This is a genomic window from Alteromonas sp. NFXS44, from assembly GCF_040148705.1.
Classification (GTDB): domain Bacteria; phylum Pseudomonadota; class Gammaproteobacteria; order Enterobacterales; family Alteromonadaceae; genus Alteromonas.
This window is the reverse complement of the sequence record NZ_JAGDEA010000002.1, coordinates 337,014-349,572: the sequence shown is the minus strand read 5'-3', so window position 1 is coordinate 349,572 and position 12,559 is coordinate 337,014. Positions and strand designations below refer to the sequence as shown.

The 12,559-nt window shown below is 50.2% G+C and carries 13 protein-coding genes; 2 read left to right on the top strand and 11 right to left on the bottom strand.

Annotation, left to right across the window (positions count from 1 at the left end; translation table 11 throughout):
• Positions 1–630, bottom strand: coding sequence for a ubiquinol-cytochrome c reductase iron-sulfur subunit (petA, locus tag J3369_RS04705; protein WP_119500168.1), 630 nt, complete (start codon positions 628–630; stop codon positions 1–3).
• Between the two features lie 491 nt (positions 631–1,121).
• Here petA and J3369_RS04700 point away from each other — a divergent pair, with 491 nt between their 5' ends.
• A complete protein-coding gene (locus J3369_RS04700) occupies positions 1,122–2,561 on the top strand; it encodes an amidohydrolase (RefSeq protein WP_349584364.1) in 1,440 nt (479 codons plus the stop codon).
• A 130-nt stretch (positions 2,562–2,691) separates the two neighbouring features.
• Here J3369_RS04700 and rpsI read toward each other — a convergent pair whose 3' ends face one another.
• Positions 2,692–3,084, bottom strand: a complete 393-nt coding sequence (rpsI, locus tag J3369_RS04695; RefSeq protein ID WP_119500166.1) for a 30S ribosomal protein S9 — start codon at positions 3,082–3,084, stop codon at positions 2,692–2,694.
• Between the two features lie 12 nt (positions 3,085–3,096).
• On the bottom strand, positions 3,097–3,525 hold the full coding sequence (gene rplM / locus J3369_RS04690) for a 50S ribosomal protein L13 (protein WP_070123948.1): 429 nt from the start codon (positions 3,523–3,525) through the stop codon (positions 3,097–3,099).
• Between the two features lie 334 nt (positions 3,526–3,859).
• On the opposite strand from rplM, the gene J3369_RS04685 reads away from it, so the two are divergent.
• Complete coding sequence (locus tag J3369_RS04685) at positions 3,860–4,723, top strand: transporter substrate-binding domain-containing protein (protein WP_349584360.1); 864 nt, start codon at positions 3,860–3,862, stop codon at positions 4,721–4,723.
• On the opposite strand, the gene J3369_RS04680 is transcribed toward J3369_RS04685, so the two are convergent.
• The 8 genes from J3369_RS04680 to recJ all read right to left on the bottom strand — a co-directional run bounded on the left by J3369_RS04680 (position 4,686) and on the right by recJ (position 12,558).
• Positions 4,686–5,138 carry a MazG nucleotide pyrophosphohydrolase domain-containing protein gene (locus J3369_RS04680; RefSeq protein WP_349584358.1) on the bottom strand — a complete coding sequence of 151 codons (453 nt, stop codon included), beginning with the start codon at positions 5,136–5,138 and terminating at the stop codon, positions 4,686–4,688. The genes J3369_RS04685 and J3369_RS04680 overlap by 38 nt on opposite strands.
• On the bottom strand, positions 5,116–7,299 hold the full coding sequence (gene relA / locus J3369_RS04675; protein WP_303573692.1) for a GTP diphosphokinase: 2,184 nt from the start codon (positions 7,297–7,299) through the stop codon (positions 5,116–5,118). The genes J3369_RS04680 and relA overlap by 23 nt, the downstream gene beginning before the upstream one ends.
• Before the next feature lie 15 nt (positions 7,300–7,314).
• The gene (gene rlmD, locus J3369_RS04670; RefSeq protein ID WP_349584355.1) at positions 7,315–8,649 is read right to left on the bottom strand and encodes a 23S rRNA (uracil(1939)-C(5))-methyltransferase RlmD; all 1,335 of its coding nucleotides are present in this window, start codon (positions 8,647–8,649) and stop codon (positions 7,315–7,317) included.
• A 2-nt stretch (positions 8,650–8,651) separates the two neighbouring features.
• Positions 8,652–9,029, bottom strand: coding sequence for a holo-ACP synthase (gene acpS, locus J3369_RS04665; RefSeq protein WP_349584353.1), 378 nt, complete (start codon positions 9,027–9,029; stop codon positions 8,652–8,654).
• Between the two features lie 2 nt (positions 9,030–9,031).
• Positions 9,032–9,775, bottom strand: a complete 744-nt coding sequence (gene pdxJ, locus J3369_RS04660; RefSeq protein ID WP_349584350.1) for a pyridoxine 5'-phosphate synthase — start codon at positions 9,773–9,775, stop codon at positions 9,032–9,034.
• Positions 9,776–9,859: 84 nt separating this feature from the next.
• Positions 9,860–10,555, bottom strand: coding sequence for a DNA repair protein RecO (recO, locus tag J3369_RS04655; RefSeq protein WP_303573696.1), 696 nt, complete (start codon positions 10,553–10,555; stop codon positions 9,860–9,862).
• 7 nt (positions 10,556–10,562) lie between these two features.
• Entirely contained in the window at positions 10,563–10,835 is a 273-nt protein-coding gene (locus J3369_RS04650) for a hypothetical protein (RefSeq protein WP_303573697.1), read from the bottom strand.
• Positions 10,828–12,558, bottom strand: a complete 1,731-nt coding sequence (recJ, locus tag J3369_RS04645) for a single-stranded-DNA-specific exonuclease RecJ (RefSeq protein WP_349584346.1) — start codon at positions 12,556–12,558, stop codon at positions 10,828–10,830. The genes J3369_RS04650 and recJ overlap by 8 nt, the downstream gene beginning before the upstream one ends.
• Between the last annotated feature and the right edge of the window lies 1 nt (position 12,559).

Sequence of the window (12,559 nt, the reverse complement as noted above, 5' to 3'; positions counted from 1 at the left end):
TTAAACTGCCTCCGCTTCTGAACCGATGATAACGGTGGTGTCGTTAACATACTGATAAGGCGGAACCACCAGATTAAGCGGTGCAGGCACCCCCTGGAATACACGACCGGCCATATCAAATTTGGAACCGTGACAAGGACAGAAAAATCCGCTGGGTACACCCTCTACGGCTTCTTCGAAGGCACCGTCTTTCAAGTATTGCGGAGAACAGCCAAGGTGAGTACAAATACCTACCAGAATGAGGTATTCCTCTTTCAGAGAACGGTAACGGTTTTTAGCAAATGCAGGTTGCTGCTCTGTTTCAGACTCAGGATCGCGGAGACTGTCTTCGTGAGTGGCCAGTTCTTCCAGCACTTCCGGGGTACGGCGTACAATCCAGACCGGTTTGCTTCGCCACATAACACGAATTAACTGACCCGGCTCAATCGCACTGATGTCCACTTCAACATCTGCGCCGGCGGCTTTGGCTTTCGCACTCGGGTTCCAGGAAGTAACAAAAGGTACCGCTGCACCTGCAACACCAACAGCACCAACCACCGAAGTTGCTACCGTTAAAAAACGGCGGCGGGTGTTGTCCGGTTGGCTTCCGTTGAGTGCAGAGTCTTTTGCATCTACTGATACGTTACTCATCCACAATTCTCCAGATTTGGATTTTGATACCGGAGCAACTTTTTAACATTAAAGTTACGTACCGGTATCAGTCGGCCTGTCTTGATTTGCACTGTCAGCGCCCGTCTGCTGTGAGCGTTACAATGCTTTATAATTATTTCGACCAAAGATGATAAGTGAAAAGCCCTTATTGTTACAAGGTTTTATCAACGATTAAAAAACGATAACCTGCGCTTAATCAAAGACCTTTTAAAAATTTAATGATTCCTGTCCTGTTATTATCATTGAAGTGACATGATGTATGGTGATTGTCACACAATGATGAAACACGAACGGATTGCCGTTCAATTTCAATAATAAGCCGGAACCGGAGTCAAATCTTCAGCCGGACTTCAGTATAGTCTATCAGTTTCGGAAAACCGTTTTTCCGGCGGGAATTTAATAATAATTAAACCTCCGCCCCGAAATTCACAATTAACCGGTTAATTAAAGCAAGGAGCGTCACTAATATCATGAGAACACTCAGTAAAATTCTCTGGGTCACCCTGCCCTTTTGCACACACTTCACTTTTGCTGCGCAAGATGACGCAACATTTGTAAAAAACGCCATTGCTGATCATCAATCTCAAATGGAGAACATTTCAGACTCTTTGTGGAACTGGGCCGAAGTTGGCTATAAAGAAACACAAAGCTCAGCATTGATGCAGACTGTCCTCCGTGAGCACGGCTTTAACGTTGAAGCCGGCGTAGCAGGCATGCCCACCGCTTTCGTAGCCACCTGGGGTGGCGATGGTCCGGTCATCGGCATGCTGGCAGAGATGGATGCTCTACCCGGTTTGTCCCAGCAGGCGATTCCTGAGAAAAAACCACAAAGCGGCATGCACAACGGTCATGCCTGCGGCCACCACCTGTTTGCCGGTGGTTCAGTGGGTGCTGCGCTGGTTGTAAAGGACTGGCTGGAAGCCACCGGTACCGGTGGTCAAATCCGGGTATATGGTACGCCGGCGGAAGAAGGTGGTTCCGGAAAGGTGTATATGGCACGTGAAGGTTTATTCGATGATGTTGATGTGGCGCTTCACTGGCATCCGGGAGACGGAAACTCTGCCGAAGCCTCTTCCACCCTGGCCAACAAGAGTGCAAAGTTCCGTTTCCGTGGTATTGCAGCTCACGCTGCGGCTGCGCCGGAACGGGGCCGCTCCGCGCTGGATGCAGTAGAGGCAATGAACATGATGGTGAACATGATGCGTGAACATGTACCTGACCGCACCCGCATCCACTACGTGATCACAAATGGTGGTGCTGCTCCGAACATCGTGCCCGATTTTGCTGAAGTCTATTATTACGTCCGCTCCCCTGAACCTGAAGTGGTACTGTCTTTATGGAAACGTCTGGAGAAAATAGCAGAAGCCGCAGCATTGGGAACGGAAACAGAAATGGAAGAGGAAGTTGTTGGCGGCACATGGAACATTCTGCCTAATCTGACGCTGGCCCGCCAGATGGATAGCAGTATGCACGCATTCGGCGGGATCAGTTACAGCGCTGAAGAAGAGAACTTCGCTGATAAAATTCGTCCGTCACTGGGTAAACCGGCCATGAAAGCGAAAGGCCAGCAAAGTGAGGTTGCTGAGTTTTCAGAGGATATCCCTGTCTGGTCTGCGTCAACAGATGTGGGTGATGTAAGCTGGCAGGTACCTACAGCCGGATTGCGTGCAGCAACCTGGGTTCCGGGTACACCACCCCACAGCTGGCAGGCGGTTGCTGCCGGAGGCATGTCCATCGGCAAGAAAGGTATGACGCTTGCGGCCAGCACACTGGCTCTCACTGCGATAAAATTATTCGAACAACCTGCTGTCATTGAAGAAGCAAAAGCAGAATTTGACCGTCGTGCATCAGACGTGGAATATGAAGCTCTGCTGGGTGATCGTAAGCCGGCGCTGAATTACCGAGATTAACGCGACTAATCAGAGTATTTCCGGTGTTTCAGCGTGCAGCAGAAACACCGGACAAACTTATCAGTAAATAAAATACAGGCATAAAAAAACCCGGTCGATGACCGGGTTTTTGATAACAGTAGTAAGCGAATTAACGCTTGGAGAACTGTGGCTTCTTACGTGCTTTGTGCAGACCAACTTTCTTACGTTCAACGCGACGAGCGTCACGAGTAACAAAGCCAGCTTTGCGCAGTGCAGGACGTAACGCTTCATCATACTCCATCAGAGCACGAGTCAAACCGTGACGAATTGCACCAGCCTGACCGTTTGAACCGCCACCTTTTACAGTAACGTAAACGTCAAACTTTTCAGTCATTTCTACCAGCTCGAGAGGCTGACGAACAACCATGCACTCAGTCTCACGACCAAAGTACGTATCCAGCGCGCGTTGGTTAACTACGATGCTGCCTGTACCCGGACGCAGGAACACACGAGCAGTAGAACTTTTGCGGCGGCCTGTGCCGTAGTATTGAGTATCTGCCATGTCAAATGCTCCTTAGATGTCCAAAACTTGTGGTTGCTGAGCTGCGTGCTTGTGTTCTGCACCAGCGTAAACTTTCATTTTACGGAACATTTCACGACCCAGAGGGCCTTTTGGTAACATTCCTTTAACTGCTTTCTCAATAACCATTTCTGGCTTGTGAGCGATCAGTTTTTCAAAGTTTGTCTCTTTCAGACCACCAGGGTAACCAGTGTGCGCGTAGTACATTTTGCCCTTCGCTTTATTACCGGTTACAGTCACTTTCTCTGCATTGATAACAACGATGTAGTCGCCAGTGTCAACGTGAGGAGTGTACTCAGCTTTATGTTTACCACGCAGACGGCGTGCAATTTCAGTCGCAAGACGACCTAAAGTTTTGTCAGTGGCATCTACCACGTACCAGTCACGTTGTACCGTTTCTGGTTTAGCAACAAAAGTTTTCATTTCAAAATCACCCGAAAAATTCTTCGTTACAGATTACCGGAACAGCCGGAAATCTAATTAAAATCAATGACCGGACCCCTTCGAGCCCATTGATTCTTCCACCTTCCCAAAGGTGGGCGTAACTGGGCAGGGCGCGAATTATACAGGATTTGAATAAAAAGCGAACCCCTGACGGGAAATTTCTGACAATTAAATAAAAAACTGGCATCGCTTAATTATTAAGCTAGAGTAAATAGTGTTTACGCACACATCCGGCACACAACAAACTTTGCTTATAAAAACACGATATATCAGCCAGAGGCTGCTTCTGTGCATCACTTTACTGTGCTCTTTCATGTGCAGCGCCCCCGCGTTGTCTCAAACTTATACCTTTACCCAATCCTTCGCCGGTCCGACTTATGGCGTTTACCATATAGATGTGCTGCGCGCGGCACTGCGCGTCACTGAAGAAGACTATGGTGCTGTCACCCTTGAGAGACATCCCTTCCCCATGCCGCAGGGGCGACAAATTCTCACGCTGCTTCGGGGTGAAAGCGACATTATGTGGAGTGTGACCACTGATGAACTCGAACAACAATTACTGCCGGTAAGGTTCCCTTTACTGCAAGGGTTAGGTGGTCACCGCATTTTCGTGATCAATAAAAATAAGCAAAATGCCTTTGGCCCGGGGCAGACCCTTGATGGTATTAAGTTGATGACATCGGTTCAGGGGAGTGACTGGCCGGACACCAAAATTTTGCAGTATCACGATTTTACAGTTGCCAGTATCAGCTGGAGTGACTGGTACACCACCATGTACCGCAGTCTCGAAGAGGGGATCATCGATTATTTTCCCCGTAATGTGGTGGAGGTATACAGAGATTTGTCCTATCACAACAGCGATAAACTGACTATCGAGCAGAATCATCTGATCATTTACCCCAGCTACGAATATTTTTTTGTCGCCCCTCACGCGCCCGAATTACAGCAAAGATTGCAGGACGGACTGACAAAGCTGTTGAAATCCGGAGAACTGGCGAAAATATTTAATCGCTACCCTGAGCACCGCAAAGCATGGGACATGGTCAAAAAGGGGAAGCGGGTTGTGCATCTGCTGGAATCAAATGTGTTGTCATACTCATTTGAAAACCCCGACTGGATTGAAGCACCTTACGCGTTACTTAACGAGATTTCTGCTTTGCAAGCTCAGCCGCTTTAGCTTTTACCCAAAACGCTTCTAAAGACGGTAAGTCGTAATCCCCTAACGCCCGGCCTTCTTCATTGGCCAGCGTAACCACATGTTCGAACCTGTGGCGGAATTTTTCACTGGCTTCACGCAGCGCCCGATCGGCATCAATATCCATATGACGGGCTAAATTGATAATGGCAAACAAAGTATCGCCGATTTCTTCCTGAAACCGGCTTTTGTCCACCGGGCTTGCATCCAGTTCCTGCTGAACTTCATCGACTTCTTCTTTTATTTTATCCAGCACTGGCTGCGTTTCGTGCCAGTCAAAGCCCACGTCACGACAGCGCTGCTGCAAGGCCTGCGCATATTTGAGCGCAGGCAATGCGGGATCGGTGGCTTCGAAGAACGCGTCAGCACTACCGTTAACCGGTTTTACGTTTGACATCAACCACACCTTTTAACTGCAACAGCCGGGTCATCACTTTCGATAAGACCTGACGGTCCGGCACTTCTACCGAAATAGAAATCATCGCGGTCTGTCGGGTTTTATCACTCAGACTGTTAACGCCAAGCAGTGCCACACTCTCGTTTGCCAGTACAGTAGTGATATCTCTGAGCAGACCGGTCCTGTCTGAACAGAAAATATCGATACCGGTTTCAAAACCCACATTTAACTGTGTCGACCAGCTGACTTCGATTTGTCTTTCAGGATGTTGTTCTAACAAATGCTGCAACTGATCGCAGTTTTCTTTGTGCACACTGACACCCCGCCCCTGCGTGATATAACCCATAATGGATTCACCGGGTACAGGTTTACAGCAGTTCGCCAGCTGACTCATCAGGTGACCAACCCCTTCAATGACAACCGTATCCTGCTTGCCTTTAGAGCCGGCATTCTTGCGGGTTTTCACCTTCGGACTGATTTCCGGCTCTTCTGCCGGCTCCGGCTCCAGCAGGTGCTGAATATGATTCACCACCGTCATCACACGGATATCACCCACACCGATGGCGGCGTAGAGATCGTCCACGTGCTGGAGATTGTACTTCTCACACGCTTCGGCAGGTACTTTCACCGGCAAGTGGGCACGGGATAATTCCCGTTCCAGCATTTCCTTTCCGGCCAGCAGGTTTTTCTCTTTATCCTGCTTTTTAAAGAACGAGTGAATAGTCGCTCTGGCTCTGGATGAATGCACATAGCCGAGCCCGGGGTGCATCCAGTCTCGGCTCGGGTTGAGCTCTTTACCGGTATGAATTTCTACCTGGTCACCGCTTTGCAACTGGTAGGTAAATGGTACAATACGCCCGTTTACTTTGGCGCCGATACACCGGTGGCCTACATTACTGTGAATGTAATAAGCAAAATCCAGCGGCGTCGCGCCCTGTGGCAGGTCGACAACATCCCCTTTCGGGGTAAACACATACACACGGTCGTCGAATACCTGACTACGTAATTCTTCGACCAGGTCGCCGCTCTCCGCCACTTCTTCCTGCCAGGCAAGAATGCGGCGAAGCCAGTTAATGCGCTCATCGTAACCGGATGCCTTTCCGGTAGACCCTTCTTTATATTTCCAGTGAGCCGCTACACCCAGCTCTGCATCCTGATGCATTTGCTGAGTACGGATTTGAATTTCAACAGGTTTGCCTTCAGGCCCAACAATGACCGTGTGGATAGACTGGTATCCATTCGGTTTTGGTGTGGCGATATAGTCGTCAAACTCTTTGGGAATATGTTTGTAGTTTGCGTGAACGGTACCCAATGCGGCATAACAATCCTGTAACCGTTCAGCAATGATGCGTACCGCACGAATATCAAAAAGCTGCTCAAAAGTAAGGTGCTTTTTCTGCATCTTTTTCCAGATGCTGTAGATATGCTTAGGGCGGCCGTAGACTTCCGCTTTGATGTGCTCGTTATCCACCAGCGCCTGTAAGTCAGACACGACATTCTGAATGTAGGTTGCCCGCTCCTTGCGCTTACCATCGAGCTGTTGAGCAATATCTTTATAGGTTTTCGGATGCAGGTAGCGGAAAGCCAGGTCTTCCAGCTCCCACTTTAACTGACCGATACCCAGACGGTTTGCCAGCGGCGCATAAATCGTCGCACACTCTCTGGCAACCAGCACCCGGGTCTCTTCGTCGGCTTTTTTAACCTGTTGCAGTGCACAAATCCGTTCAGCCATCTTAATTACCACGGCGCGGACATCTTCCACCATGGCAAGTAACATCCGGCGGATGCTGTCGGTATGTTGTTCGTCAGGAACAGACAGGGAAGATTCATTCCGGCGGCGGCTGTGCAGAGTTTTGATAGCGTCCATGCGGCGGACACCATTGATCAGATCGCTGATCTCTTCACCAAATTCCGCCAGCACGTCAGTATCGGTGAGATTATGCTTTTCACAATACGGGTACACCAGTGCCGCCTGCAGCGTGGCATCATCCATGTTCAGCTGATGCAGAATTTCCACCATTTCCTGCCCGACAAGCAGACGGTCAGGCATATGGGACACTGCTTTTAATTTTTCTTTTGTAGTATCACTTAGCGACAGACTATTTAACCAGGCTTCAAATGACGGTCTGTCAGGCTCGTGTACTTTTCGTGTTGATACCATAAAACATCAACTCGCTTATGCTTTGTTCTTGTGGTCCGTTAATAACATCATGACTTCCAGATGTCGGGTCTGGGGAAACATTTCAATGAGCCCCACGCGCTCGATTGCATACCCGGACGCCAGAAGGCACTGCGCATCTCTTGTCAGAGTACCCGGATTGCAAGAAACATACAAAATTGATTTTACCCGTTGTCGTGTCAGGGTTTCACAAACGGCATACGCGCCTTCCCGCGAGGGATCCAGCAAAAGTTTATCAAAACCGCCGCTCAGAGCCTGAGCAACAGCCTGTTCATCAGACAAATCCAGAAGCAACCAGTTCACATTGTCTACGCCCTGTTTTGACGCATTTTCTCTAGCGCGCTGCACCATTTCAGCCACGCCTTCAACAGCCTGCACCTGTGCTCCCCGCTTTGCCAGCGACAGGGAAAAGTTACCCAGACCGCTGAACCAGTCGGCAATTTTTTCACCGGGCTGCGGATTCAACCATGCCATGGCCTGTGCCACCATCTTAGCGTTAACCGGCCCGTTTACCTGAACAAAATCATCTGCCGCCGGAGACAAACTCAATCCGGGTTCTGTGGTGCAATACAGCTCCGCTTCTTCATGCAATGTAAGCGTGCCTTCCTGTCCTTCCACGGTCATGTTTACTTTATGCTCAACAGCAAATGCCATCAGTGCATCCCCGAATGCCGGGGACATGGGTTTAGTCAGCCGCACAGAAACAGCATTCACATTATCACCGGCAAGTAAGGTGACATGGCCCACATGTTTACGGGCAGAGTGATCCGAAAGAAGCGCTTTTAAAGGCGCGATAAGCGCAGATAATCCGGGCTGCAGTACAGGACACTGGTCAACATCCACCACCTGCTTACCCTGCTCTTCCCGGTAACCTAACTTAAACTGTTTGTCATTCCGTGCGTCTGTGGCGAGCCGGGCCTTCCGGCGATAACCGCGACGTTCTCCGGTGACCGCTGTGGTCCAGGGAATGTGATCTAAACCAAACTGTAATTTCCACCAGCTATCCAGCGCTTCCTGACGATATGTGAGTGCCGCACCGGCATCTGCATGTTGCAACTGGCAACCGCCACAACGATCAGCGAGGTCGCAAAAGGGTGCTACCCGATGGGGACTGGACGTGAGGATTTTTTTTACCGATGCTCTGGCGAAGCGCTTTTGCTGTTGTGTGACCAGCACATCAACTTTTTCGCCGGGCAACGCACCATCAACAAACAGTACCGGTTTGCTGTCGTTACACACGCCCTGTCCGGTCATGTCCCAACGTTGAACGGTGACGGTTTTACCGGTTTGTGTTTTTTTCGACGACTTTGCCGGCTTGTAGAAACTGACCATAATTAAGATTCTAAAATAACAGTAGCAGTAGCATAATGCTGCTCATCAGAAATGGAGACATGACTGCGAACAACGCCCTTTTCTTCGCAGCGTTTTGCAAATTCATCACTAAAGGTCAGAAAAGGGGCGCCGGACTCATTATTACCAACACAGATATGATGCCAGCTGATACCCCGGCCAATCCCCGTGCCCAATGCTTTTACCGCTGCTTCTTTCACCGCGAACCGCTTAGCCAGATATCTTGCCGGTTCAGGGCAGGCCCCGAAGATAACCATTTCCTGCTCAGTCAGTACACGGCTGGCTAACCGCGCAGAACGGGACAGAGCGTCTTCTATGCGGGCAATTTCGACAATGTCCGTGCCCATTCCGACAATGGCCATGCTCAGCCTGCTTTTCCTGCACGGGCTTCCTGCATCAGCGCACGCATATCAGCGACGGCTTTAGCCAGGCCATCGAACGCCGCACGGGCAATAATGGCGTGACCGATATTCAGCTCAATAATTTCAGGAATGGCGGCGACAGGCTTCACGTTATGGTAGTGCAGGCCGTGACCGGCGTTTACTTTCAGGCCTTTTTTAGCGGCATAATGGATACCTTTTTTAAGCCGTGCCAGTTCCACTTCCTGTTCACGCTCATTTTTTGCTTCAGCATACTGACCGGTGTGAATTTCGATATAAGGCGCACCACATTCAATGGCCGCATCAATTTGCTTCTCGTCTGCATCAATAAACAGGGAAACCTGAATACCCGCTTCACCCAGCACGGTACAAGCGTTTTTCACTGCATCAAAATTACCGGCGACATCCAGACCACCTTCTGTGGTCAGCTCTTCACGCTTTTCCGGCACCAGACAGCAAAAAGCAGGCTGTGTTTTCAACGCTATCTGCAGCATTTCGTCTGTCACTGCCATTTCCAGATTCAGACGGGTGTTGATCGTTTGTGCCAGTAAATCCACGTCACGATCTTTAATATGACGGCGATCTTCCCGTAAATGCACAGTGATCCCATCGGCGCCTGCCCGCTCGGCCACGTCAGCTGCATGTACAGGATCGGGATAATTCGTACCCCGTGCGTTTCGCAGCGTGGCAATATGGTCAATGTTAACGCCCAGTAAGATGTCGTTCATGGATAGATAACCCTGGCAATAAAGTGTGAAGATTGTAGCAAAGAAGTTCCCCGCTGACTCAGGAAAATAGGCGTCAGCCACCGCCTAAGCGCGAAATAATTCCCTGCTTTTTAACGGTTTACCGCCCAGCAATTGATGCAGTGCCTGGCGGTTGATCAGTTTCGCAGCCCGCCGCGACAGCGCGGTCCATTCACCGTGTCCTAATTCGATAAGCGCCGTTCCCGGCAACCGGTGTTTATGTCCGGGCTGATGACAGGCCACAAACCCCTGTTCCGGCGAATACAGATACCAGCCATCAGGCTCAATGGTTTCACCACTCAGCCCGTCAGTAAACCAGTCCGCGAGCATACCCATTTCTTCTAACAGAGAAAACTCAAACTCACGTAATGTTTTTTCAATATCAGGTTGAACGATAAGGGAATTCAGGGCGTGCTCATATTGGGCATACACCGTATCACTGGCGAGACCCGCCGGCATGACACGGTTAAGTATTTCATTTAAATACATGGCACAAAACAAATCGTTCCCTGCCAGCATGGGCACCGGCCCGTCACTTTCAATTTGTCTGAGGTTTTTAAGATCGGTTTTTCCGCTGAGCTGGATGCGCACTTTACGGAAGGGTTGCAACAGACTTTTGCGCTCGTTCTTACTGCTTCTCACGCCTTTCGCTACCGCGCTGACCTTACCGGTTTGCAAGGAAAAGAAATCAACAATATAAGACGTTTCCCGGTACGGACGGCGGTGGAGCACATATGCATCTGACCAGTCTGGCTGACTCATCTGGGGGTTAACTCCGCTTGATCCGGACCACTTTCATTGTTTCAAAAGGGATACCCGCCACTTCCTCCTGCTGACGATAATAGGTCAGGTTGACCCTGCCCCCTTTGAGTGACTGATACTGTTGTTTACGCCGGAAAATGAAGGGCACGTCCACGCCTTCGAGCATCAACGTATGACGCACCCACTCGCCTTCTTCACGCTGAATGTGAGAGACGACTTTGCAGTTTTCACTGTGGGTCAGCGCCTGATGCTTCTCTGTGAGTGCTTTACCGTCATTCACCGGGTACGATCTCTTCAATAAGCAGTTGAACTGATTCCCGTCCCCGGAAGGTGTTTATATCGAGCTGATACACCACCTGTGCGCGCAAGATCCCGGCATTTGGCCATACTTTGGTGTCTACACCAAATGCAATGCCGTCTACTTCTTCGCCGTTTGCCTTACGGAATACCAGCTTAAGGTGATTTTTGTTTTCGCCTACCATGCGCTGATCAACAATATCCAGCACACCATCAAACTTAGGGGCATCAAAGCCCTGACCGAACGGGCCGGCCTGACGTAAGGCATGAGCCAGACTTAAATCTATTTCGTCAGCAGCCAGCTCACCATCAGACAGTATTTTTCTTTCGCAATCAATATTAGCCAGATGACGCAGGGTGACATGATGAAACGCCTTTTCAAACTGAGCCAGCGCATCTGTTGCCAGGCTTAAACCCGCCGCCATAGCATGGCCGCCAAACTTGTCAATTACCCCCGGCCAGCCAGTATTCACTTCATCGAGAATATCGCGGATATGTAAACCGGGAATGGAGCGCGCTGAGCCTTTAATAGTGTTGTCGTCCTGATTGGCAAATACAATAACCGGCCGGTGATGCTTTTCTTTTAAGCGCCCGGCCACAATACCAATGACGCCCTGATGGAAATGGGGCTGATACATCACCAGTGCAGGAGGCAGGTCCTCGCCTACAGACACCGAAGCCAGTGCCGCTTCCGCCTCTTCTTTCATTTCGGTTTCTATGGCACGCCGTTGTAAATTCAGACGGTCAAGCCCGGCTGCCATATGGCGTGCCTGCAAAGGGTCATCGCAAAGTAAGCACTCTATTCCCAGCGCCATATCGTCCAGCCGTCCGGCTGCGTTCAGCCTGGGCCCGATTACAAATCCCAAATCGGTACTGGTGAGGTAAGCCAGCGGCTTATTGCGGTTAGCAATTTCGAATAGTGCCTGAATACCCGGCCGGCAATGTCCGCTGCGAATGCGTTGCAGGCCCTGATACACCAGGACGCGGTTATTCTTATCCAGAGCAACTACATCGGCTACGGTGCCTACTGCAACGATATCCAGAAGCGCCGCCAGGTTAGGCGGCTGTTTGCCTTCAAACCAGCCTTGTTGCTGTAACGCTGCCCGTAAAGACAGCATCAGATAAAAGGCTACACCAACGCCGGCCAGATTCTTTGAAGGAAATTCACAGCCCGGCTGGTTGGGATTCACAATCGCATCGGCATCAGGCAGCGTGTTTCCCGGCAAATGGTGGTCCGTCACGATAACGGTGAGTCCCAGCTCTTTCGCCCTCTTCACACCGGCAAGGCAGGCAATACCATTATCAACAGTAAGTAAGATATCGGTACCCTGCTCATACGCGACATCAACAATCTGCTCACTGAGGCCATAGCCGAAATCAAACCGGTTAGGCACAAGATAGTTCACCTGCTGCAAGCCTAACTGGCGCAGCGCCAGTACACAAACAGCGGTGGAAGTTGCACCGTCGGCATCGAAGTCACCGATAATGGTGACCCGCTTTTGCATTTTGATAGCATCAACCAGGCAAGCCGACGCAGCGTCGATGCCTTTAAGCAGGTTGTAATGGGAGAGTTGTTTTACGGCGTTATCCAGCTCGTCAATATTCCGGATAGCGCGGCCGCGGTACACCCTGTCAAGTACAGGGTGCAGTTGTGTACTCAAACGGGAGTCAGAGCAAAGCTCCCGTCTCACAATGGGTAACGACATA